This window comes from Micromonospora sp. NPDC053740 (assembly GCF_040677775.1).
Lineage (GTDB): Bacteria > Actinomycetota > Actinomycetes > Mycobacteriales > Micromonosporaceae > Micromonospora > Micromonospora alfalfae.
Genome location: NZ_JBFASO010000004.1, coordinates 238256 through 260628, shown reverse-complemented (window position 1 = coordinate 260628; position 22373 = coordinate 238256). Strand labels below are relative to the sequence as shown.

27 protein-coding genes are annotated in these 22373 nt (G+C 73.7%); 15 read left to right on the top strand and 12 right to left on the bottom strand.

Annotated features, from left to right (window positions below; all coding sequences use genetic code 11):
* Window positions 1–29 precede the first annotated feature (29 nt).
* The 8 genes from AB0K35_RS13985 (at window position 30) to AB0K35_RS13950 (ending at window position 4862) form a co-directional block, all read left to right on the top strand.
* Window positions 30–518: a rhodanese-like domain-containing protein gene (locus AB0K35_RS13985; RefSeq protein WP_363885480.1), complete on the top strand. Its 489-nt coding sequence runs from the start codon at window positions 30–32 to the stop codon at window positions 516–518.
* Between the two features lie 50 nt (window positions 519–568).
* Window positions 569–1102, top strand: a complete 534-nt coding sequence (locus AB0K35_RS13980) for a winged helix-turn-helix domain-containing protein (RefSeq protein ID WP_363885478.1) — start codon at window positions 569–571, stop codon at window positions 1100–1102.
* Window positions 1103–1349: 247 nt separating this feature from the next.
* A complete protein-coding gene (locus tag AB0K35_RS13975; protein ID WP_238672145.1) occupies window positions 1350–1955 on the top strand; it encodes a winged helix-turn-helix domain-containing protein in 606 nt (201 codons plus the stop codon).
* A gap of 41 nt (window positions 1956–1996) precedes the next feature.
* The gene (locus AB0K35_RS13970) at window positions 1997–2659 is read left to right on the top strand and encodes a uridine kinase (protein WP_238672146.1); all 663 of its coding nucleotides are present in this window, start codon (window positions 1997–1999) and stop codon (window positions 2657–2659) included.
* Window positions 2660–2823: 164 nt separating this feature from the next.
* A complete protein-coding gene (locus tag AB0K35_RS13965; RefSeq protein ID WP_091408390.1) occupies window positions 2824–3222 on the top strand; it encodes a TraR/DksA C4-type zinc finger protein in 399 nt (132 codons plus the stop codon).
* Between the two features lie 48 nt (window positions 3223–3270).
* Entirely contained in the window at window positions 3271–4143 is an 873-nt protein-coding gene (locus AB0K35_RS13960; protein WP_363885476.1) for a DUF72 domain-containing protein, read from the top strand.
* A 112-nt stretch (window positions 4144–4255) separates the two neighbouring features.
* Window positions 4256–4441, top strand: a complete 186-nt coding sequence (locus tag AB0K35_RS13955; protein ID WP_238672149.1) for a hypothetical protein — start codon at window positions 4256–4258, stop codon at window positions 4439–4441.
* Window positions 4434–4862, top strand: a complete 429-nt coding sequence (locus AB0K35_RS13950) for a DUF2267 domain-containing protein (RefSeq protein ID WP_238672150.1) — start codon at window positions 4434–4436, stop codon at window positions 4860–4862. Before AB0K35_RS13955 ends, AB0K35_RS13950 begins: the two co-directional genes overlap by 8 nt.
* A 42-nt stretch (window positions 4863–4904) precedes the next feature.
* On the opposite strand, the gene AB0K35_RS13945 is transcribed toward AB0K35_RS13950, so the two are convergent.
* Complete coding sequence (locus AB0K35_RS13945; RefSeq protein ID WP_238672151.1) at window positions 4905–5684, bottom strand: DUF72 domain-containing protein; 780 nt, start codon at window positions 5682–5684, stop codon at window positions 4905–4907.
* Window positions 5685–5841: 157 nt separating this feature from the next.
* Here AB0K35_RS13945 and AB0K35_RS13940 point away from each other — a divergent pair, with 157 nt between their 5' ends.
* The gene (locus AB0K35_RS13940) at window positions 5842–6147 is read left to right on the top strand and encodes a hypothetical protein (RefSeq protein ID WP_238672152.1); all 306 of its coding nucleotides are present in this window, start codon (window positions 5842–5844) and stop codon (window positions 6145–6147) included.
* Between the two features lie 9 nt (window positions 6148–6156).
* The gene (locus tag AB0K35_RS13935; RefSeq protein ID WP_363885473.1) at window positions 6157–7434 is read left to right on the top strand and encodes a cupin domain-containing protein; all 1278 of its coding nucleotides are present in this window, start codon (window positions 6157–6159) and stop codon (window positions 7432–7434) included.
* 156 nt (window positions 7435–7590) lie between these two features.
* Here AB0K35_RS13935 and AB0K35_RS13930 read toward each other — a convergent pair whose 3' ends face one another.
* The 5 genes from AB0K35_RS13930 to AB0K35_RS13910 all read right to left on the bottom strand — a co-directional run bounded on the left by AB0K35_RS13930 (window position 7591) and on the right by AB0K35_RS13910 (window position 12866).
* Complete coding sequence (locus AB0K35_RS13930) at window positions 7591–8253, bottom strand: hypothetical protein (protein ID WP_238672154.1); 663 nt, start codon at window positions 8251–8253, stop codon at window positions 7591–7593.
* Window positions 8250–10925, bottom strand: coding sequence for an FtsK/SpoIIIE domain-containing protein (locus AB0K35_RS13925; RefSeq protein WP_363885471.1), 2676 nt, complete (start codon window positions 10923–10925; stop codon window positions 8250–8252). Before AB0K35_RS13925 ends, AB0K35_RS13930 begins: the two co-directional genes overlap by 4 nt.
* Window positions 10918–12054 carry a hypothetical protein gene (locus tag AB0K35_RS13920; RefSeq protein ID WP_363885469.1) on the bottom strand — a complete coding sequence of 379 codons (1137 nt, stop codon included), beginning with the start codon at window positions 12052–12054 and terminating at the stop codon, window positions 10918–10920. Before AB0K35_RS13920 ends, AB0K35_RS13925 begins: the two co-directional genes overlap by 8 nt.
* Before the next feature lie 6 nt (window positions 12055–12060).
* On the bottom strand, window positions 12061–12321 hold the full coding sequence (locus AB0K35_RS13915) for a hypothetical protein (protein WP_030332749.1): 261 nt from the start codon (window positions 12319–12321) through the stop codon (window positions 12061–12063).
* 152 nt (window positions 12322–12473) lie between these two features.
* Window positions 12474–12866 (bottom strand): hypothetical protein, encoded by a 393-nt coding sequence (locus tag AB0K35_RS13910; RefSeq protein WP_363885467.1) that lies wholly within the window; start codon window positions 12864–12866, stop codon window positions 12474–12476.
* 139 nt (window positions 12867–13005) lie between these two features.
* Here AB0K35_RS13910 and AB0K35_RS13905 point away from each other — a divergent pair, with 139 nt between their 5' ends.
* The 3 genes from AB0K35_RS13905 to AB0K35_RS13895 are packed head-to-tail and all read left to right on the top strand — an operon-like array spanning window position 13006 to window position 16123.
* Complete coding sequence (locus AB0K35_RS13905; RefSeq protein ID WP_238672158.1) at window positions 13006–15564, top strand: ATP-dependent Clp protease ATP-binding subunit; 2559 nt, start codon at window positions 13006–13008, stop codon at window positions 15562–15564.
* On the top strand, window positions 15561–15773 hold the full coding sequence (locus AB0K35_RS13900) for a hypothetical protein (protein ID WP_238672159.1): 213 nt from the start codon (window positions 15561–15563) through the stop codon (window positions 15771–15773). The genes AB0K35_RS13905 and AB0K35_RS13900 overlap by 4 nt, the downstream gene beginning before the upstream one ends.
* Window positions 15773–16123 carry a DUF3140 domain-containing protein gene (locus AB0K35_RS13895; RefSeq protein WP_238672160.1) on the top strand — a complete coding sequence of 117 codons (351 nt, stop codon included), beginning with the start codon at window positions 15773–15775 and terminating at the stop codon, window positions 16121–16123. The genes AB0K35_RS13900 and AB0K35_RS13895 overlap by 1 nt, the downstream gene beginning before the upstream one ends.
* Before the next feature lie 57 nt (window positions 16124–16180).
* Here AB0K35_RS13895 and AB0K35_RS13890 read toward each other — a convergent pair whose 3' ends face one another.
* From AB0K35_RS13890 to AB0K35_RS13880, 3 genes are all read right to left on the bottom strand, one after another.
* Window positions 16181–16426 (bottom strand): hypothetical protein, encoded by a 246-nt coding sequence (locus tag AB0K35_RS13890; RefSeq protein WP_238672161.1) that lies wholly within the window; start codon window positions 16424–16426, stop codon window positions 16181–16183.
* A 60-nt stretch (window positions 16427–16486) separates the two neighbouring features.
* Complete coding sequence (locus tag AB0K35_RS13885) at window positions 16487–17467, bottom strand: LysR family transcriptional regulator (protein WP_238672162.1); 981 nt, start codon at window positions 17465–17467, stop codon at window positions 16487–16489.
* 83 nt (window positions 17468–17550) lie between these two features.
* Entirely contained in the window at window positions 17551–18162 is a 612-nt protein-coding gene (locus AB0K35_RS13880) for a hemerythrin domain-containing protein (RefSeq protein WP_357363982.1), read from the bottom strand.
* Window positions 18163–18310: 148 nt separating this feature from the next.
* Here AB0K35_RS13880 and AB0K35_RS13875 point away from each other — a divergent pair, with 148 nt between their 5' ends.
* Both AB0K35_RS13875 and AB0K35_RS13870 read left to right on the top strand, forming a co-directional pair.
* The gene (locus AB0K35_RS13875; protein ID WP_124854659.1) at window positions 18311–19639 is read left to right on the top strand and encodes a M20/M25/M40 family metallo-hydrolase; all 1329 of its coding nucleotides are present in this window, start codon (window positions 18311–18313) and stop codon (window positions 19637–19639) included.
* A gap of 58 nt (window positions 19640–19697) precedes the next feature.
* Window positions 19698–20360, top strand: coding sequence for a hypothetical protein (locus AB0K35_RS13870; RefSeq protein ID WP_091408864.1), 663 nt, complete (start codon window positions 19698–19700; stop codon window positions 20358–20360).
* A gap of 69 nt (window positions 20361–20429) precedes the next feature.
* On the opposite strand, the gene AB0K35_RS13865 is transcribed toward AB0K35_RS13870, so the two are convergent.
* The 3 genes from AB0K35_RS13865 to AB0K35_RS13855 form a co-directional block, all read right to left on the bottom strand.
* Complete coding sequence (locus AB0K35_RS13865; RefSeq protein ID WP_013734349.1) at window positions 20430–20621, bottom strand: DUF5703 family protein; 192 nt, start codon at window positions 20619–20621, stop codon at window positions 20430–20432.
* A 241-nt stretch (window positions 20622–20862) separates the two neighbouring features.
* A complete protein-coding gene (locus AB0K35_RS13860; RefSeq protein WP_363885463.1) occupies window positions 20863–21933 on the bottom strand; it encodes an SseB family protein in 1071 nt (356 codons plus the stop codon).
* Entirely contained in the window at window positions 21930–22349 is a 420-nt protein-coding gene (locus AB0K35_RS13855; protein ID WP_158629563.1) for a YbaB/EbfC family nucleoid-associated protein, read from the bottom strand. The genes AB0K35_RS13860 and AB0K35_RS13855 overlap by 4 nt, the downstream gene beginning before the upstream one ends.
* Between the last annotated feature and the right edge of the window lie 24 nt (window positions 22350–22373).

The following is a 22373-nucleotide window of genomic DNA, read 5'->3' as shown; positions in this document are numbered from 1 at the left end:
AGAAACCCTGTCACCGGAAGGAACCGAGAATGCAGACAACCGCCGAGCACTGTCCCGCCCCCGTGCCGCCACCGGGCTCCCGGGGCGTCGACGAGATCCTGGCCGCCGCGCGGGCCCGGCTGCGCCGGCTGGACCCGGAGCGGGCGCACCTGGCGTACCGGAGCGGGGCGCTACTCGTCGACATCCGCCCGGCCGCGCAGCGGGCCGCGCACGGCGTGGTGCCGGGCTCGCTCATCGTCGAACGCAACGTGCTGGAGTGGCGCTTTGACCCACGCTGCGCGGCCCGGCTGCCACAGGCCGTCGACTACGACGTGCCGGTGGTGATCCTCTGTCAGGAGGGCTACACCTCGTCGCTGGCCGCCGCCGCGTTGCAGGACGTCGGCCTGCACCGGGCCACCGATGTGGTCGGTGGGTTCGCGGCCTGGCGGATCGCCGGCCTGCCGGCCCTCGGCCCGACCCCGCTGCACCACCCCTCTCCCCTCGCGCCCCCGGTCAACGCCGGCTGGGCGCGCCGCTGACCGTCGCGCCACACCCGGCGTGGCGCGCGTACCGCCACTCAGGAGGCACCATGTCCGTCGTCGCCATCCCCACGCGCCGCCACCCCGGCGTGCGCCCGCCGGCCCGTCCGCGCACCAGCCCGACCCTGACCATCACCCTCGACCTCGTCCCCGGGCCGCTGAGCCCCCGGCTGGCCCGGCTGGTGCAGCTGCTCGGCGAGCTGGCCGAGTCGGGGGAGGGTCGACTGCGTGCCGTGGAGGACCCCGCGCCGGTGCCACCACCGGCCCCGCGCCCCGCCGCGCCGGACCACGTCCGCATCCTGGCCGGCTCGCGGATGGTCCGCCAGGGCGACCGGGTCATCGCGCTGACCCGCATCGAGTACGAGCTGCTGCTGTTCCTGGCCGAGCGGCCGCGCCGGGTCTTCACCCGCCTGCAACTGCTCTCCAGCGTCTGGGGCTACGAGCACGCGGTGGCCCGGACGGTGGACGTGCACGTCCGGCGGCTGCGCGCCAAGCTGGACGGCTCGGAGGTGGTCACCACCGTCTACGGCGTCGGCTACCGGCTGGCCGACGAGGCCCCGATCAGCGTGGATCACAGCAGCTGAGCCCTGGTCCGGCGGCGATGTGACCGCCTGGTGAACCGGTCGGGGACCCCCGTAACGGGGCATCTCGACGACTCTGCTGTAATCATCAGGCCTCGTACGCAGAGCGAGCATTTGGCTCCGATGTGTTCGTCAATTGTCACATTCATGCAACGCAGCCGCCTCTTGACCCTCGCCCAGGCGCCGGGAAGCATCGATGAAGCGGCGTCCCGGGCCGTGGGGAGATACCCGGACCAGCCCAAGGAGGACCATGTCGGTCAGCCCCGCCTCGTCGCGCGCCGGATGGCATACGTCCCAGCCCGCGGTGCCCGGTCGACCCCCCGGCGGCCAGCGTCGCCCGGCGAACACCGCCGCGCCCGTGCTCACCGTGACGCTGTCCATCCCGCTGGCCTGTGAGGAGTCGCTGACCCCGGCGGCGCGTCGGCTGTTGGAGGCCGCTCGCGAGATGCTGGAACGGGGCGAAGGGGTGATCATCGGCTCGGTTCCGGCCGAACGCCGCCCCGACCAGGCGCCCGCCAGCCGGTCGCCGGCCCGCCCGATCAGCTCGACCATTCCGGCCCTGCACATCCTCGCCTCGTCGCGCTCGGTGCTGCGCGACGAGGAGCCGCTGCCGCTGACCCGGCTGGAGTTCGACCTGCTGCTGCACCTGGTCGCCCACCCACGCCGGGTGTTCACCAGGCTGCAACTGCTCAACGCCGTGTGGGGCTACGAGCACGCCGGCGTGCGCACCGTCGACGTGCACGTGCGTCGGCTGCGCGGCAAGGTCGGCGTGGACGTCCCGCTGGTCACCACCGTCTACGGCGTGGGCTACCGGCTGGCCGACGACGCCCGGGTCACCATCGACCGCAGCGGCTGACCGGCGGCACCGACGTACCCGGCGCGGGGCAGGATGGTCCGGTGCGCATCCGCCCCATCTCGCCCGACCTGCTCGTCACCGAGCTGACCGGCCGGCTGGCCGACGCGGCTACCCGCGCCGCGAACGCCGCCGCCGGGCCCGCGCGGCTGCGGGTGGCAGTGGACGGCGCACCCGCCGCCCGCGTCGACGAACTGGCCGCGGCGCTGGTCGACCCGCTGCGTGCCCAGGGCCATCCGGTGCTGCACGTCCGCGCCACCGACTTCCTGCGCCCCGCGTCGCTGCGCTTCGAGTTGGGGCGCACCAACCCGGACTCCTTCTACGAGGCATGGGTCGACGAGGCCGGGCTGCGCCGGGAGGTGCTCGACCCGGCCGGTCCGGGTGGCAACGGCCGGCTGCTTCCGTCGCTCTGGGACGCCGACGCCGACCGGGCCAGTCGCGCCCCTTACGTCGACCTGGCACCCGGCGGCGTCGTCCTGGTCAGCGGCTCGCTGCTGCTCGGCGGCGGCCTGCCCTTCGACGTGACAGTCCACCTGGAGCTGTCCCCGGCGGCGCTGCGTCGGCGTACCGAACCGGCCCAGCAGTGGGCGCTGCCGGCCTTCGACCGGTACGCCGAGGAGGTCGTCCCGGCGAGCTTCGCCGACGTCGTGGTACGCGCCGACGACCCCCGCCGACCGGCGCTCGTGCAGCCCGGGGCGAACGACTGACGACAACCGAGAATTTGTCGGTTTGTACGGCTGGTCCGGCGGGTACTCGCCCGGCTCACAGAGCGCGGGTGATCGCTCGCGCACCGAACGCGACCGTGACCGGGGCCCCGCGCCGCCGGCACCCGGTTCACCTTGAGCCACAGGCCCAGGAAAGGCAGGCAGCGATGCTCGTCCACGACACGGTCGGTACGACCCGGTCCCAGACGGAGATCGACCAGATCCGACAGTCGCTCCAGGCGCGCTACGACGAGCTGACCGCGGAGTACGACCAGGCGGTGCTCCAGAGCCAGGTGCTGCGGCTGGTGGAGGTCGGCGACACCGCCGGCGACGACCAGGCCGACAGCGGCACCAAGACGGCCGAGCGGGACACCGCCCAGTCCCTGTTGCGTACCATCCTCGACCGCCGCGCCCAGTACGAGCACGCCCTCGGCCGGCTCGAGGAGGGCACCTACGGCTGGTGCGAGGGCTGCTCGGCGGCGATCCCGGTGGAGCGGCTGGAGATCTTCCCGTCCGCCACCACCTGTGTGACGTGCAAGCAGACTCGCGAGCGGCGGGCGGCCTGAGCCACCCCAGCGGTTGCCGGTCGGTCCGCGACGCGATGGACTTCCACAATGGGTGACATCCTCGTGGGCACCGCGTCCTGGACCGACCGCACACTGCTGGACTCGGGGTGGTATCCGCAGACCGCCGACACCCCGGAGAAGCGGCTGGCCTACTACGCCCGGCAGTTCCCGCTGGTCGAAGTGGACGCCACCTACTACTCGCCGCCCGCCGAGGCGACAGCGCGGCTGTGGGCCGAGCGCACCCCGGCCGGCTTCACCTTCAACATCAAGGCGTTCAGCCTGCTGACCGGGCACCCCACCCGGGTCAGCGCGCTCTACAAGGACCTGCGCCCGGAGACCGACAAGAAGAACGTCTACCCCGACGACCTGCCCGCGCAGTCGTACGAGGAGGTCTGGACGCGCTTCCTGTCCGCGCTGGACCCGTTGGTCGAGGCCGGCAAGCTTGGCGCGCTGCTGTTCCAGTTCCCACCCTGGTTCACCATCAAGCGGGCCAACAAGCAGTACCTGCTGGAGGTGGCGAAGCGCTGCGCGCCACTGCGCCCGGTGTACGAGTTCCGGCACGCCTCCTGGTTCGACGGCGACAACGCCGACGAGACCCTGGCCTTCCTGCGCGAGCACAAACTGCCGTACGTCTGCGTGGACATGCCGCAGGGCCACCGCTCGTCGCTGCCTCCGGTGCTGGCCGCCACCGCTGACCTCGCGGTCGTGCGCTTCCACGGGCACAGCGACAAGTGGACAAGTAAGGACATTCACGAGAAGTTCGGCTACCACTACTCCAAGCGGGAGCTGGCGGACTGGGCGCCGAAGCTGCGCGAACTGGCCGACGAGGCCGGGCAGACCCACGTGCTCATGAACAACTGCTATCGCGACTACGCGCAGACCAACGCGACGACCCTCGCGGGCCTCCTCGACGCCGGGTGACCTCACCCGATCCGGGTGGGGACGACTCACCCCACCCACAGGGAGGGTGGACGCGGTGGGTACGGCCGCCCCGTGGACGGCCGACGCCGGAGACGACACGGAGGTGACGGGGATGACGGTTCGAGTGGTGACGGATCGACGGCGTGGTGCCGTCCTGCACGTGGTCGGCACGCCCGACAACGCCCGGCGCGCCCCGCAGGGCAGCCCGGTGCGGGCCCGCCGCGGCCCGGTGGGGCCGCCGCGTCGCGCCGACGACCGACGGTGGGACAGCACGGAACGGGGGTCGACCGATGGCTGACGCGATGATCTCAGCGTTCGAGTCCTCGCTGGACAAGACGAACCTCATTCTCAAGGACATCGAGAACGCCTACGGCTGGCCGAAGGACCGGCGCAACCAGTCGTACGCGGCCCTGCGCACTGTGCTGCACCTGCTGCGAGACCGGCTGCCGGTGAACGAGAGCGTGGAGTTCGCCCAGCAGTTGCCGGTGCTGGTGCGGGGGATCTACTTCGACGGCTGGGTGCCGTCCGACGTGCCGATCAAACTCAACCGCGACGACTTCCTCTACGAGGTCCGGCAGGGCTTCCCGTACGACGCGGAGGGCGGCGCGGAGCGGGTGACGCAGGTGGTGCTGGACACGCTGCGCCGTCATGTCACCCAGGGTGAGTGGCAGGACGTGAAGGACACAATGCCCAAGGACCTTGCCACGATGATGCCGTGACGGCCTGACAGCGCGAGCCCGCCCGACCGTTGTCGGGCGGGCTCAGTCGTCGGCAGCGGCCGCCTCGGCGGCGGTCGGTACCCGGGACACCGGGTGCCCGGCCCTTCGGGCCAGCGCGGCGAACGCGACGGCGTCCACGATCGCGGCCCCGCCCGGATCGTTGTTGAAGTAGACGTACGCCGGCTCGTCCGGCCCGAAGGCGTCGGCCAGCCGGCCCACCCAGGATCGCAGCGCGGCCCGACCGTAGCGGGGCCACGGCCGCGCCCGCCCCTCGTGCAGCCGCAGGTAGCCGAAGTCGGTGGTGCGCCAGCGGGGAGCGACCGGGCGTCCCAGTCGGTCCGCCCAGACCAGCGCGGCCCGACGCCGTTCCAGCACCGCCCGGGTGGCGTCGGTCCACCAGGAGGGGTGCCGGGGTTCGACAGCGACCCGCACCTCCGCCGGAAACAGTCGCAGCGTCGCGTCCAGCGCCTCGACGTCCGCCCGCAGGTTCGGTGGGAGTTGCAGCAGCACCGGGCCGAGCCGGTCACCGAGCGCGGTGGCGCGGCCGAGGAACCGGGCCACCGGCTCCGCCGGGTCGCGCAGCCGCTTGATGTGGGTGAGGTAGCGGCTCATCTTCACCGCGATGCAGAAGTCCGCCGGGGTCCGTGCCCGCCAGGCGGCGAAGGTGTCCCGTTCGGGCAGCCGGTAGAAGGCGTTGTTGACCTCGACAGTGGCGAACCCGGCAGCGAAGTGCTCCAGCCAGAGTCGCTGCGGCAGCCGCTGCGGGTAGAAGCGGCCGCGCCAGTCCCGGTACTGCCAACCGGACGTGCCCACCAGGATCACCACCCCATCCTGGCACTCTGCGCCGCCGCTCGTGAACTGCCCGTGTCGCAGTGGTTCGGCGTCTACGGTGAGGGTTAGAGAAGATCGCGCGTGGGGTACCACCCGCAGCACGACGGACCCCGGCGTATGGCGGGGCGGCACACCCGAGGGAGTACCGATGGCACTCAACGATGACGACATGCAGACCACCGGCGGCGGCGGCGCGGAGGGTCCCGCTGACGGCGGTGCGACCCCCGGTCAGCACGACGGTGGTGCCGATGGCGGCGCGGAGGGTCCCGCCGATGGTGGTGCCACCCCGGGTCAGCACGACGGTGGCGCCGACGGCGGCGCGGAGGGTCCCGCCGATGGTGGTGCCACCCCGGGTCAGCACGACGGTGGCGCTGACGGCGGCGCGGAGGGTCCCGCCGATGGTGGTGCCACCCCGGGCCAGCAGGACGGTGGCGCTGACGGCAGCGCCCGATAGCGGCTCGCCATGACCTACCTCGACCCGCCGGGCGGCCACCACGGCCGCCCGGCGGTTCCGTCCGCTGAGGCCACCGCCGCGCTGGCCCGCTGCGTCTCGGTCGAACCGGCCAAGTTCGCCGCCGCGCACTGGGGGCGCACCCCGCTGCTGTCCCGAGCCGCCGAACTGCCCGACCCGGCCGGCTTCACCGATCTTCTCAGCCCCGCCGACGCCGACGAGTTGCTGAGCCGGCGTGGTCTGCGTACCCCGTTCCTGCGCGTCGCCAAGGACGGCCAGTTGGTCGCTGCGTCACGCTGGACCGGCGGCGGCGGCGCGGGCGCCGAGATCGGCGACCAGGTGCTCGACGAGCGGGTCCTGGAGCAGTACGCGTCCGGGGCCACACTGGTGTTGCAGGGGCTGCACCGGATCTGGCCGCCGCTCGTCGACTTCGCCCGCGACCTGGGCCTCGCGCTCAACCAGCCGTTGCAGATCAACGCCTACCTGACCCCGGCCGGCAGCCAGGGCTTCGCCACCCACTACGACACCCACGACGTGTTCGTGCTTCAGGTCGACGGCCGCAAGCACTGGCGGATCCACCCGCCGGTGCTACCGGACCCGCTGGAGAAGCAGCAGTGGGGTGGGCGCGCCGACGAGGTCGGTGCCACCGCGCAGGGCCCGGCCGCGCTGGACGTGGTGCTCGCCCCCGGTGACGCCCTCTACCTGCCCCGGGGGTGGCTGCACAGCGCACAGGCGCAGGACACCAGCTCGCTGCACCTGACAGTGGGCATCCGCGCGCTCACCCGTTACAACCTGGTCGAGGAATTGTTGACGCTGGCCGCCGAGGACCAGCGGCTACGGGCCAGCCTGCCGTTCGGCACCGACGTCGCCGACCCGGACGCCATCGAGCCGGAGCTGACCGAGACCGTGGAGGCGTTGCGGGACTGGCTGCTGCGCGCCGACCCGGTCGCTGTCGCCGCGCGACTGCGGCAGCGGGCCTGGCCGGCCGCCCGCCCGGCCCCGATCCGACCGCTCGCCCAGGCCGACGCGCTGGCCACCCTGGACGCCGACTCCCGGGTCACCCTGCGGCCCGGCCTGCGCTGGCAGTTGGTGCCGCACGACTCGGACACTGTGGCGCTGCGGCTCTTCGACCGCACCATCACCCTTCCGGCGACCTGCGAGCCGGCCGCGCGCGCCCTGCTCACCGGCACTGTCACCCGGGTCGGTGACCTGCCCGGCCTGCCCGACGACGCCGACCGGGTCACCCTGGCCCGTCGACTGCTGCGCGAGGCCGTCCTGGTCCCGGCCTGAGGCCGGCGGTTGATCGACCGTCCCGGCCGGACGGGCTCGTCGGCCGTGATCGACTCGGTTTTCAGGAAGTCGCGGTGTCCGCGAGGCAGGGACAGCACGGTTTTCGGGAAGCCGAGTCGATCAGGGCTCGCCGCGCGGCGAGGCCGTGCCCCCGGGTCAGCGGCCGAGGACCAGCAGCAGCACTGTGGTCAGCAGACCGGCGCCGATCACCACGGTGATCGGTCGGGGACCGAGCACCGCGTGTCGGCGGTCGGCCAGCACCCGGGCCGGCACCAGACCGACCAGCGGCCCGAGCAGTGTCACCACCAGCGCGAGCACCGGCAGTCCGACGGCCAGGTCGCCGCCGTACCCAACGCCGAGCGCCCGGGCACCGGCGCCCAGCGCGTACGCCAGCACACCGCCGGCCACCCCGCAGAGCGCCAGTAGCGGGTTGACCGAGCCCGGCAGCTCGCCCGGCTGGCCGGCCCTGTCGAGCAGGTCACGAGCCTTGGCGAGCAGCAGCACCGGGTCGGTGGCCCCGACGCCGTTCGCCGGGGCGGGCGGGCCGCCGAGGCGGCGGGCACCGAGGCGGGAGCGGACCTGCTGCCACAGGTGGGCCACCTCGGCGTCGACCCGTTCCTGCTGCTCACGGGCGGCGACCAGCTCCTCCTCGGCGCTCTGGAGCTGCTCGGCCGCCTCGGCGACGGCCCGCTCGGCGGCAACGCACTGCCGCTCGTGCCAGGTGTGCGCCTCGGCGCGCTGCTCGCGCACCCGCGCGCTGAGGTCGGCCAGCCGGCGCAGTTGCGCCGCGTACGTCTCGCTGGTCACCGGTTCGTTCATCGTGTCGGTCCATACGGGATGATCACCTGACCGGTGCGGTGCACCGCCCGGTCGAAGAAGAGCCCCCGCCAGGGGCGGGGATACCAGTCCGGGCCGCCGGTGCCCGGATAGAGCGACGAGCCCAACTCGCCGCCGTGCGCGTCAAGGGCGACCCAGGCGCCGATCTGGTCGGTACGGGCGGCCGGCCCACCGAGATCGGCGCGCATCCGGGCCACACCCCGCCACCAGGCCAGCACGTGTGTGCGCCGTTCCGGCCCGTCGTGCATGATCCGGCGCAGCTGCTCCAGGCCGGTACGCCGACCCGCGCGGGCGGCCAACGCACCCGCTGCCGCGTCGACAGCGAACAGCAGCAGGTAGTGCGGGCTTCCCGGGCCGCCGAGCCCGTCGGCCGTCTCGGCCATCAGCTCGCCCACGGTCTCCTCGTCGTACCAGGCGGCGTCGTCGGCCAGGTCGTCGTAGAGGGCGCGGGCGATCGGGTCGGCGTCCGGGTCGAGGCAGGCGATGGAGAACCGGGCGGTGCCCGGCGGGTGCTGGCGGGCCAGCGACCGGGCCGCCGCGTCGAGCACCGCGCACGCCTCGTCGACGCGGGTGCCGAGCACCGCGAGGTTGCGGCCCGGGGCGCGCGGCAGCCGCAGCGACGCCGAGCGGGACTGCACGTCGATGATCTCGCCGAGCAATGCCACCGGGTTGCGCGGCGCGGTCCCGTCCGGCGGTGCGGCGAGCGCCCGGAAGTCCGGGGCGTCCGCCAGCCGGGGGATCGCGTCGCCGTCGAAGAGCCGGGCCGGCGCCGCGTCGGGGGCGCGCATCCGCCACAGCCGGTGCTGCAACCCGCTCCAGGTCTCCCAGTCGCTGGCCGACGGGATGCGGGCCACCTCGTTGCCCTCCACCATGCCCGACTCGGCGTTGACCACCGCGTGCCAGCGCGGCAGCGACTGCGCCGCGTCGTTGCGCTCGGCGAGGATGCGCAGCGCCTTGGGCAACGCGATGCGCAGGGTGAACTGGGCGACCAGCGCGGGGCGACCCCACAGCGCCTCGATGCCCCGCACGTCCTGCGAGGCCAGGACCAGGTGGATGCCCTGGGACCGGCCGCGGCGGGCCAGGTCCTCCAGCAGGTCGGCCGCCTCCCGGGCGACCACGTCCCGGCCGGCCAGCAACATCTGGAACTCGTCCACCACGGCGACGATGCGTGGCCAGTGCCCGGTCGGGTCGACCGCCCGCAGCTCGGCCAGTTTGGTCACCTCGTGCTTCTTGGCCGCGTCGGCGCGTCGGCGCAACTCCTCGGTGAGGAAGCGCAGCAGCGCCAGCCCGAACTCCCGGTCGGTGTTGACGTTGATGCCGACCAGCCGCATGTGCGGCAGCCAACTCGGGTCGCGCCGGCCCTGCGCGAACCGCGCGAAGGAGACTCCCTCCTTGAAGTCCAGCAGGTAGAACTCCAGCTCGGCGGGGGAGTAGCGGGCGGCGAGGGCGCCGATCCACGCGAAGATCAGGTTGGTCTTGCCGGTGCCGGAGGGCCCGCCGATCAGCGCGTGCGGTGGGTAGTCGCCAAGCGTCAGCCGTACCGGCCGGCCCTGTGGGCCCTCACCGATCGGGGCGGTCAGCCCGTCGGCGGAGTCCTCCCGCCACATCAGCTCGGGCGGGGGCAGCAGGTCGCTGAAGGGGGTCGGCGGGGGGCCCGCGTTCACCCGGGCGGCGACGTCCCGGCAGGTCTCGGTGACCAGCGCCGCCGGTGGCGGTGGGTCCAGCCGGACCGGCAACCCGGCCGAACCGCCGATCCGCGCGCCGGACACGCCGGCCACCACCCGGGTCACCGTCGGGTCCTCCGGCAACGGCACACCGTGCACCACCAGGTGTACGCCGCAGGCCGCGCCGGCCCGCACCACCCGGTCCAGTTGCCCGCGCTCGTGCCGGTTCAGCTCCTCCCCGCCGAGCAGCACCGCCACCCGCCACGGCTCTGGTCGTCGGCCGGTCGCCGCCGCCAGTTCGCGCAGCGACGCGTACTCGCCGGCGAGGACCGTCTCGTTGATCCGGCGGATCTGCTCCACCAGGTCGTCCAGCAGCGGGCCCAGCCCGCCCGGGCCGACGAAGGTGAGCAGCCCCGCCGTGCCCAACGGCGCGAACCCGGCCAGTCCGCCGCCGAGCTGATCCGGGTCGTACCCGATCAGTCGTACCGCCCCGGGGTTGGCGCGGCCGACGGCCCGCAGCAGCAACGAGGAGACCACCGCGTCGCAGCCGGCGCGGTCGTCCCCGGAGAGGTGGACGTGCCCGGCGTCGAGCAACGGCACAAGCGCGGGCACCGGGTCGACGCCGTCGATCCGGACCGTGCCGACCCGCAGCGCACCGGGCGGCTCAGCTCGACGGGCGGGCGTCGGCGCCCACCCGGCCCAGTCGGCCCCGGCGCAGCCTGGCGCCTCCTGCCGGGCCGCGTCGGCGGCCCGCCGGGCCAGCTCCGCGATCCGGGTGGAGTAGCGGGCGTCGATCTCGGCGATGCGGCGGTCCCGTTGGGTGCCCACCCGCTGCGGTACGGCGGCCGCCGCCCGCTGGACCCGGGCCAGTCGTTCCCGCCCGGCGGTCAGGTCGGCCTGGGCGGCGGACAGCCGGGTACGGGTGGCGCCCAACGCCTCGGCGAGGGTGGCCCGGACCCGGCTGGCAAGCTGACCGCGCCGGTCAGCCATCGGAGCCCCGATGCGTCGGGGCGTCCCGCCAGGGGCTGCCCGAGCGCGGGGGCAGCCCACCGGGGCGCGGCGGCGGCCCGTCCGCGCGCGGCGGCAGGCCACCGGAGCGCTGCGCGTCGGCGCTGCCCGGCCGCTGTGCCGCACCGCTCGGGCGGGAGACCGCACCGCTCGCGCGGGGGACCGCGCCCGGTCGCCCGGTCCCGCCCGGTTGTTGCGCGCCAGTCGACTGCCCGGCCCGCGCCGGCTGCCCCGCCCCCGCCGGTTCTCTCGCCCCCGCCGGTTCTCTCGCGCCGTCGGCCGGCAGGTCCCGGCCGAGGCGGGCGAGCAGCAACCCGGTCGCCACCCCGGCGGTCACCGCCGAGTCGGCGGCGTGCGGTGGCTCCCCGGAGGCGCGCGGTGGCGGCATCCGGCACACCCGGGTCAGCAGCGTCTCCAGCACCGGCGGCGGCAACCCGGGCAGCAGATCGCGGACGCGTCCGTCCAACTCGCCTCGCAGCCGCCCGAGGTCGGTGGCGCGCGGCGGGTGCCCGAGCAACTCGCCGGCCAGCTCGCGCAGCAGTGGCGGCGCCAGCGCCGCCATGCCCAGCCCCACGTCGGCCGGGGCCCGGCGCAGCTCCTTGCGGAGCCGGTCCCGGTCGCCGGAGCGGACACCACCCACCACTCGGCGCAGCAACTCCTGGGAGTCGTCCACCCGCTCGTCGGGTTCGTCGTCGGCGCCCTCGCGGCCGCCGGTCAGCTCGGCCACCCGCACCGACCACCAGCGGCGCATCCGCACCTGCTCGGCCGGCTCCGGCGCGACCGCCGCGGGCCCGGACGCCGGTGGCGTGTCGTGTCGGGGAGCGCGTTGCTCAGGGCGGGGCGCCGGGGCGCCGTCGGCGCCGAGCCCGATCGCCGTCAGGTAGGCCGACAGCTGTTCCTGGGCCACCCGCAGCGCGTAGCCGGCGCTCTCGGCGTGCTCGGTGGCGGCGGACAGCTCGGGCACCCCCATCGGGTTGGCCGACTCCTGTCGTACCCAGCGCAGCCGCTCCGCGGCCAGGCCGAACTTCTCCAGCGCCTGCCCGAGCAGCGCCACCGGGAACTCCTCGGTGGCGGCACGGACCTGCCCGCCGACATCCTCGATGATGGACACGGCGGCCTACAGGGTGGAGACGTAGAGCTGCGCCTGCTCCACCGCGACAAGTGTCGCGGCGAGACACTCCTCCAGCTCCTGGCTGGCCTGTGTCAGCGACGCCTGGGCCGCCTCCACCGTCTCGTGCCCGCTGCCCTCCAGCGCTCCGGCCAGGGTCTGCTGTGCCTCGGAGAGCTTCTCGCCGGCCGCCTGCACGGCTGTCTGCCCGTCTCCGATCTGTTGGAGGGCGACATCGATGGCAGCCTTCAGCTCGGCGACGCTCGCCACGGCGGAACCTCCTGGGGGCGGGGAGATCTCCATTAGAGCCTATCGGCGGTTCCGAAAGAACATCCGCCCTGTCGGTGTTCCTGCCCGCCTGTCCGGAAGGCCCTCGGAAGTGCCGGGAGTCCGATCTGTGGGAGTCCCAGTGCGAGAACTTCTCAGTTACTGGTCGGGTTCTCGCGGAGCCAGCGCGGGCCGTACACCTCGGCGCCCAGCGCCGTCACCCGCCCGCGCAACTCCCGGTCGGCGGTGACCACCAGCCGTCGACGCCGCGGCGCACTCTCCACCAGCTCGACCACCGTGTCGTCGCCGGAGCCGGCGGCGGAGACCACCCGAACACCCTCGGTGCCCGGCACGTCCCGCGCGGCCCCCTCGACCACCAGGACCACCTCCACCGGAGCGGTCAGCCGGGCCGGCAACCCGATTGTCGCCACCGGGGCGAGCGAGTCACGCAACCGGGCAGCGGCCCCGGCACGGTCACGCCACCACCCGTTCGGGCGCGAGCCCACCACGTTGGCGCCATCCACGATCAGCAGCGGGGTCTCATCCATCCCGTCAGCCTGCCACCATCGCCCGGCCCTGACCCGACGCCACTCCCGAATGCCGGTCCTCCGCCACCTGCGGCGTTTGTCGGGGCGCGCGCCGGGTAGCCCCTGCCGACCGTGCCGAGCCCTACTGCGGAGGACAGACATGATGGGACCCGGTGACATCGGCTCCGACCCGTGGGACGAATTCCTGGCCAGGTACTTCGGCCGGGGCGAGGGAGGGCGCCGACCGCCGCACCGGGTCGACATCACCCGACTGATGACGGCCGACGCCCGGGAGATGCTCGCCGACGCGGCCCGCCGGGCCGCGCAGCGGCAGAGCAGCGACCTGGACACCGACCACCTGCTCTGGGCGGCGCTGCAACGCGAGCCGCTGCGTGACCTGGTACGCCGGGCCGGGGCTGACCCGGACACCCTGCTCAACGCCCTCGGCGGAAAGGGCGACGGCGCGCCGCGCGGGGAGGTACCGCCCAACCTGTCGTTGACCCCCGCCGCCAAGCGGGCGCTGCTCGACGCCCATCAGCTGTCCCGGGCGATGGGCGCCAACTACATCGGTCCCGAGCACATCCTGATGGCGCTGCCGCTCAACCCGGAGTCGCCGGCCGGGCGGATGCTGGCCGCCGGCCGGATCCAACCCGAGTCGTTGCAGGCCGCCAACGCCGAGCGCGGGCCGATGACCGGGCCGAAGCCGGACCGCGGCACCCCCACCCTGGACCAGTACGGGCAGGACCTCACCGACCTGGCCCGCAACGACCAGATCGACCCGGTGATCGGGCGGGCCGACGAGATCGAGCAGGCAGTGGAGATCCTGTCCCGGCGGACCAAGAACAACCCGGTGCTGATCGGCGAGGCCGGCGTCGGCAAGACCGCCATCGTCGAGGGGCTGGCCGAACGGATCTGCGACGGCGACGTACCGCAGACCCTGCTCGGCAAGCGGGTCGTCCAGCTCGACCTGGCCGGCCTGGTCGCCGGCACCCGCTACCGGGGCGATTTCGAGGAACGGCTGAAGAAGGTGATCGACGAGATCCGGGCGCACCGGGACGAGCTGATCATCTTCATGGACGAGATCCACACCCTGGTCGGGGCCGGTGGCGCCGGCAGCGAGGGCGGGATGGACGCGTCCAACATGCTCAAACCCGCCCTCGCTCGCGGTGAGCTGCGGGTGATCGGCGCGACGACGCTGGACGAGTACCGCAAGAGCATCGAGAAGGACGCCGCCCTGGCCCGGCGCTTCCAGCCGGTGCTGGTGCCCGAGCCGAGTGTCGACGACACCATCGCCATCCTGCGCGGGCTGCGCGACCGGTACGAGGCCCACCACCAGGTGCGCTTCACCGACGAGGCGCTGGTCTCGGCCGCCGAGCTGTCCGACCGGTACGTCACCGACCGGTTCCTGCCGGACAAGGCCATCGACCTCATCGACCAGGCCGGCGCCCGGGTGCGGTTGCGCACCCGCACCCCCGCGTCCGACGTGCGCGAGCTGGAGCAGGAACTCGACGAGGTACGCCGGGACAAGGAACAGGCCGTCACCGACGAGCAGTACGAGCGGGCCTCCGCGCTGCGTGACCGGATCGCCGAGTTGGAGGAGAACATCCGTCGCGCGAACGGCGAGGACGGCTCGTCCAACTCCCAGGTGCCCGAGGTGGGCCCCAAGGAGATCGCCGAGGTGGTCTCCCGGGCCACCGGCATCCCGGTCAGCCAGCTCACCGAGGAGGAACGCGACCGGCTGCTGCGCCTGGAGGGTCACCTGCACCAGAAGGTGGTCGGTCAGGACGACGCGGTCACCGCCGTCGCCGAGGCGGTGCGCCGTTCCCGGGCCGGGCTGGCCGACCCGGAGCGGCCGATGGGCAGCTTCCTGTTCCTCGGCCCGACCGGTGTCGGCAAGACCGAGTTGGCGCGGGCCCTGGCCGAGGCGTTGTTCGGCGAGGCGGACCGGATGGTCCGGGTGGACATGAGCGAGTTCCAGGAGCGGCACACAGTCAGTCGGCTGGTCGGCGCGCCGCCCGGATACGTCGGGTACGAGGAGGCCGGTCAGCTCACCGAGGCGGTGCGTCGCCGCCCGTACGCGGTGGTGCTGCTCGACGAGATCGAGAAGGCCCACCCGGACGTGTTCAACATCCTGCTCCAGGTGCTCGACGACGGGCGGCTCACCGACAGCCAGGGTCGCACTGTGAACTTCAAGAACACGGTCCTGATCATGACGAGCAACCTCGGTTCCGAGCTGATCACCGGCGCCCAGCGCTCGGTCGGCTTCGGCAGCGGGGACGTGGGCAGCGAGCAGGAGAGCAACGAGCTGCGGGAGCGGCTCATGCGCCGCCTGCAGGAGAACTTCCGCCCGGAGTTCCTCAACCGCATCGACGAGGTCATCATCTTCCGCCGGCTGGAAGCCGAGCAGCTGCGCGACATCACCGCGCTGCTGCTGGAGGAGACCCGCCGCCGGATGCACGCCCAGGACCTGCAGGTGGAGTTCACCACCGCCGGCATCGACTGGCTCGCCGAACACGGCTACCAGCCGGAGTTCGGTGCCCGCCCGCTGCGCCGGGTGATCCAGCGGGAGGTGGACAACCACCTGTCCCGGATGCTGCTGGAGTCGGCGATCTCACCGGGGCAGAAGGTCACTGTGGACGTCCGCGACGGCGCGCTCAGCTTCGACGTGACAGCGGGCGAGCGGGGGTACACCGCCGCCACGACCACACACCCGCGATGAGCGGGCCGGCGCGAAGGGACGAACACGAGGACCCGCACCAGCCCGCGGAGTCCGCGACACCCCGGGACGAGGACGACCATCCCGACCCGATCCTGGCGCCGCCCACCGCGAACCCCCGCCGCACGCGGGTGCCCGCGGAGGGACTGCATCCGAAGACCGACCAGGACGACCCGGAGACGTCCGGGCCGCCGCCCGGAGAGGAGACCTGATGGTACGCGAAGCGCGGCTCGACCCCGAGGTGGAAGTGCTCTGGGAGGACTTCCACGCCGAGGTCAACGTCCCGTCGGAGCAGCTGCGGACCTGGCTGCTGACCCGGGGTTCGGGGGAGGAGTCGTTCAGCCCGAACCCGAACCTCGACCTGCCCCAGCCCGGCCGGGAGATCCTCAAGGTGCTCAACAAGCGCAAGGTGGACCTCACCCCGGAGGACATCGAGGTGATGCGGGAGGCGGTCGAGCGGATCCGCGAGTTGATGGACGCCAAGCCGTCGCGCGGCAACGCCGACGACAGTTGGCGGCACTCTTTGCTGGACCTGGGTCACGACCCGCTCGTCGAACTCTGAGCGAGGTTCACCCGCGACGGTGCCGTCCCGAACCCGGGACGGCACCGTCGCGGCGCGCTACTGGCCCTGGTCGGGCTCCAGGCTGCCGATGGTCAGACCCGCCGCGTCGGCGGCGGCGTCCCGGTCGCCGCGGGTCTGGTCCTCCCGGGTGAGCAGGTTCGCGTACTCGGTCACGTCGGCCGGGTCGGGCACCGTCGGCAGGCGGCGCAGGAACGCCTCCACCTCGCGGGTGGCGGCGGTGTGTGCGGCAGCCGCCTGGCGTAGCAGTTCGCGGTCGTCGGCGGGCGGGTAGAGGTCGGTCATGTCCGCCAGATACCCGGCCCACGGCGGTTCGCACCGCCAGCGGCCGGGAATACCGGCAGATCAGCCCGGTCGTACCCCGCTGGGGTGCCGGACGCCGAACCCCGGGTTGTGGGGCAGCCAGGCCAGGTACGCCGGGTGCGGCGCCAACGAGTCGACGTACGCCGCCTTGGCCGTTGCCAGCACCAGTTCCGAGCCCTGGGCGGCGGGGGAGTCCGGATGCCAGCCGAGCAGCAGCCGCCAGCGCAACGGCGTCCCGGCGAGTTGACGGGTGACCAGACCACTCACCGGGCGAAACGTCGCCTGGCACAGGGCCACCGCCACGCCGGCTTCCACCAGGTCGACGCAGCCGCGGATGTCGGTCTCGTACACCTTGCGGGGGGTGAAGCCGGCGCGGGCGCAGGCGGCGGCGAAGCAGTCGGCGAAGCAGCCGTCCCCCGGCGCCGCGACCCACTGCTCGTGGCGCAGGTCGGCCAGGCGGACCTCGTCCTGCGCCGCGAGGGGATGGGTCTCCGGCAGCAGCACCAGCACCGGGTCGACGGCCACCTCCTGCCAGCTCAACCCGAACCCGGCCGACGGGCTGGCGTCACCGCACACACCGGCCAGCGCGAAGTCCAGCCGGCCGCCGGCCACCAACTGCGCCAACTCGTCCACCGACCAGGACGCGTACGTGGTGATCTGGGCGGGCGGCTGCTCGGCCGCCAACCGGTGCACCAACCGACCCAGGATCGGGCTGTTCACCCCGCCGAACCGGTAGCACGGCGGGGTGTCGCCGGCCCCGGCCAGCCGGGCGGCCTCGTCCTGCAACCCCTTCATCGCCGGCAGCAGCACCCGGGCGCGGGCCAGCACCAGCTCACCGAGCGCGGTGGGTCGAGCCCCGCGCCGGTCCCTGTCGAACAGCGGGCCGCCCAGCGTCCGTTCGATGCGTTGGAGCTGGGCGGTGAGCGCCGGCTGGGCCAGGCCGAGCGCCGAGGCCGCCTTCGTCACACTTCCCGTCTCCGCGATCGCGCAGACCACCCGCAGGTGACGCAGCTCCAGGTTCATAGGGTGACGGTAGGACCACGTGTCTGCTGGCGGAATAGCCCGAGCGGATCGGTGATAATGAATGCATTGCCGGCGGTCGCCGGTCACCGGTCGCGCGGTGGCTCCGGCAGGTCCGCCAGGTACGTCGGCCGCCGGGTCACCGCGTCGAGGACCTTGTCCACCACCCCGACCGCCGGCTCCACGATCCGGTTCCACGGAGGGGTGGCTGGCGTGCCCGGGTGCGGTCGGGTCGGCGCGGCCTCCTCGGCGATCTCCAACCGGTTGCCGAGCCGGATCAGCTCCTCCTCGGTCGCGACAGCGCGCAGCTCGGTGACCAGCGCGCCGACCCCGTCGACATGCCGGCGGACCCGCTCGGCGACCTCGGTCAGCGCCTCGTCCGTCAGCCCTTTCAGGGCGCTCAGCAGGCCCGCGTCGGCGTTGATCTCCGCGTCCACCCGCTCGGCGGCCGTCGGCAGCGCCGCGCGGACCGCCGGCAGCAGGTACTGCTCCTCGGCGGACAGGTGCCGCGACAGCGCGGCGGTGAGCACCGCCAACCCCTCCTGCGGCGTGGTGTCCGGGCCGGAGAGCTGGTCCAGCAGCGCCAGCAGTTGCCGGTGCTCCCGGTCGACGATGTCGGCGATGCTGCGACCGGCGGGTCGGTAGCCCTCCTCGGGTGCGGGCGCGGGCGGCAGCGGCGGCAGGGGAACAGCGGACATGGTGCCCTCCTCGACTGGCGGGCGGAAGCTCCGGCAGGGACGTTCGGTCGTGGGCGGCGGTACCCGAACGCGGCCAACGCGAAACCGACCCGTCGATGCGTCCACCCGCGCCGGCCTGTCGAGCGGCCCGGGCTGGTATGAAGAGGCGATGACGAGCGATGCCGCCTCCGCCCTGCCCGACCCCACCGCAGAGGTCGTGGACCTCTGCCGCGACCTGCTGCGCATCGACACCACCAACACGGGTGACAACGACACCAGCGTCGGCGAGCGCCGCGCGGCCGAGTACGTGGCGGAGAAGCTCGCCGAGGTGGGCGTGGAGTCCGTCCTGCACGAGTCCGCGCCGGGCCGGGCGAACGTGGTGGCCCGCATCCCGGGCACCGACCCGAGCCGGGGCGCGCTGCTGGTGCACGGCCACCTGGACGTGGTGCCCGCCGACGCCGACGAGTGGTCGGTCGGCCCGTTCTCCGGCGAGCTGCGCGACGGCTACCTCTGGGGCCGGGGCGCCATCGACATGAAGGACTTCGACGCGATGGTGCTCGCCGTCGTGCGGCACTGGCAGCGCACCGGCGTACGGCCCCCACGCGACATCGTGCTCGCGTACACCGCCGACGAGGAGGCGGGCAGCGACTACGGCGCGCGGTTCCTGGTGGACAACCACCGGGGCCTCTTCGACGGCTGCACCGAGGCGATCGGTGAGGTCGGCGGCTTCTCCTACTCGGTCAACGACAGTCAGCGGCTCTACCTCATCGAGACCGCCGAGAAGGGCATCGACTGGCTGCGGCTGCACGCCAAGGGCCGCCCCGGGCACGGCTCGATGATGCACGACGACAACGCCGTCACCGCGCTCGCCGAGGCGGTCGCCCGAATCGGCCGGCACCGCTTCCCGGTGGTGGTCACCGACACCGTGCGGGCCTTCCTGACCGAGGTCTCCGACCTGCTCGGCATCGAGTTGGACCCGGACGACCCGGAGACGGCCATCGCCAAGCTCGGCCCCATCGCCAACATCATCGGCGCGACCATCCGCAACACCGCCAACCCGACCCGGTTGAGCGCCGGCTACAAGGACAACGTCATCCCCGGCCGGGCCACCGCCACCATCGACTGCCGCAGCCTGCCCGGCCAGTCCGAGCTGCTGGAGCGGCAGCTGCGCGAGCTGGTCGGCCCGGACATCGCGATCGAGTACGTCCAGCGGCAACCGGCACTGGAGACCACCTTCGACGGTGACCTGGTCGAGGCCATGTCGGCGGCCCTGCGCGCGGAGGACCCGGGAGCGCGGCCCGTTCCGTACATGCTCTCCGGGGGCACCGACGCCAAGGCGTTCTCGCAGCTCGGCATCCGCTGCTTCGGGTTCGCCCCGCTGCGGCTGCCCGCCGACCTGAACTTCTCGGCGTTGTTCCACGGCATCGACGAGCGCGTTCCGGTGGACGGACTACAGTTCGGCGTGCGGGTTCTCGACCGGTTCCTCCGCACCTGCTAGTCGTGTCCGGCGGTGGCCGTCGGCGCGCAACCTCCCCATCGTGAAGGGACTGCCCCACATGACCGACCAGCATGGTGAGCTGGACGCCGCTCTCGAGCGGGTGATCGAAGCGGCCCGCCACCACCTGGCCGCCGTACGCGCCGCGCAGGGCCGCGTCGACGACGACGACGTCTGGCAGGCGTACGTGGCGTTGAACAACGCCTCCTTCGCGTACGACGAGCGACTGCTCGACGCCTTCGGCGAGGTGACGCCGTGGGATGTCGACTCGATCGACCCGGACGAGGCAGACGAGCGTTTCGGCGGAGGCGAGGGTGCCGAGGCCAGCGACCCGCACCCCCGGGTGATCTCGGTGCGTCAGCGTCGTGACTACCGGGTGCCGAGCGTCGCCGCGCTCCTGCGGGTTGCCGAGGCGGCCCGCCGCGAGGGCACCCCGGAGGACGACGAGCCGGCCCCGGTGGAGGGCGTCGGCGAGGCGGTGCTGGAGCTGCTGCAGAGTGGTGACGGCTCGCTCGGCGCGTTGGACGTCCCCGAGTTGGAGCCGCTCGACGGGGTGGTCATGGTCAGCGAGGTGGGCACTCCTGTCGATCTGGAGTCGTTCGACGACGACGACGCGGTCGGCCCGTTCCAGCCGGCTGCCGACGACCGGCTGGTCGGTCGGCTCGACGAGCACCCGTTCCTGGAGCTCGACGACGACCACGACCACGCCGGGCATCAGCACTAGGCCGGGCACCGGCACTAGGCCGGGTGCCGCCCGGGGCCGACTCCGGCCTCGGGCGGCACCGCCCGGTCGTCAGTACGACAGACCCGGCTGCGGCTGGTTGACCCGCCGACGACGCAGCACCACCTGCCGCGTGCCGTCCCGGTACAGCCGCACCCGGGCCAACTCCCATCCGGAGAACTCCGCCTGGATCGCCAACTGCGCCGCGGCGGTCAACCGGTCGACGTTCGGCGGCAGCCGCAGTGGCGCGTACTCGTAGTCCATGCCCTCCATGCTGCCCAGCCCAGCGGCCGTTCGCCACCCCCTCCGGAGTGACCAACGACGCCACCGCAGGCGGTTCGTCCCGCCCCGCCCCTCCGTGCCGCCCCGCGTCCCCGTCGCGCCGATCTTGCAGTTCCTGTCGCCGAGATGAGTGGAACGCTCCGTATGTCGCGACAGCAACTGCAAGATCGCGGGAGAGGGGGCATCGCGGGAGAGGGGGCGTCGTCGCGGCTGGGCAGGGGCGTCAGGCTGTGGGGACGTTCGCCGTCAGCAGGGCGGCGAGGGCCGGGGCGGCCAGGGCGAGCGCCCGAGGGCTGCCCGGGTCGACCGCCAGCCCCCAGGACCGGTCCGGCCAGTCCTCGAACAGTTCGGCGCAGGGCAGCGCCACGAACGGCACCCCGTCCCCGGCGAACGCGGCGAGCGCCCCCGGCGAGGTGAAGACCGGCAGCAGCGGCGCGCCGGTCGCGTCGCCGACCACCGTCCACGGGAAGTCGGCGTCCGGCGTCGGTTCCCCGGCGAGGGGGACGCACACGGTGGCACCGGCCAGCGCTGCGAGGTAGCCGGGCAGGTCACGTCGGTCGACGGCGGCGGCGAGCCGCCCCACCACTGCCGGCTCCGCCGCCTCGGCGGGTGTCGCCCCGGCCGGAGCCGCCCCGACCTGGGCCACCTCGACCCTTGCCGGCCGGGCAACCGGCAACGCTTGCGTTCCGGGGGCGACCGGCACCGCTGTCGTTCCGGGTCCGACCGGCACCGCTGTCGATCCGGGGGCGGCTGGCACCGCTTCCGGTTCGGGGGCGGCCGGCACCGCTGCCGTTCCGGGGGCGACCGGCACCGCTTGCGATCCAGGGGCGGCCGGCGGGGCTGCCGGGCCACGGCCGGCGGTTGGCGGCTGCGCTGGGCCTGAGCCAGGGCCGGCGGCTGGCGGCTCGGCTGGGGCACGACGCGCGTTTGGCGGCGCTGTCGGGCCAGAGCCGGCGTCCGGCGGCACCGGCCGGCAGGAGAGCGTGCCGGGTTCGTCGGTCAACACCTCGGCGGCGGTACGGGTCACGAACACACTGAGCCGCTCCACCTGCTCCGGAGTGCGCGCCGCCTCGTACCACCAGCCCTGCTCGCCGGTCGGGCGGTGCCAGCCGAGCGCGGCCAGGCGTGCCTCGTCGTGGCCGGGGCAGATCACCCGCACCACCTGGCGGCGCACCAGCAGCCGGATCCCGCGCGAACCGGCGGAGAGCTCCAGGTCGGTGTCCCGGTCGCAACGGGCGACGGTGTCACGCAGCCGAGCGGCGATCTCCGGCCAGGTCGGCGACGGCGACGTCACGCCGGAGCGCCCGGCAGGCGGTCGTCCAGCCGCCCGAGCCGGGCCACTGTCTCCTCCAGCCGGCCCAGCGCCGAGAAGTCTCCCGGCGTGCCGAACAGGTCGCCGAGCCCTGCGCCGAGCGCGACGTCCAACCCCTCGGTGTGCTCGTCGACGTGCCCGGAGGCGACCTCACGAGCCCGCCGGTACGCGTCGAGCACCAACTCGGCCACCCCTTCCGTGCCGGCGCGCAGGGCGGCGGGCGCGAGGGTGAGGCCGGTCAGCGCGCCGGTGGCGTCGACGGTCGCCGAGACCAGGCCGCTCTCGTCGACAGCGGTGCCGGACAGTTCGGCCAGGTCGTCGCGGAGGCCCGCGAACCGGCGTTCGATGTCGGCGATCCGCCCGGCGAGCGCGTCGAACGCGGACGTCGGGTCCGTCATGAGATTCCTCCCCGTGGATCGTGC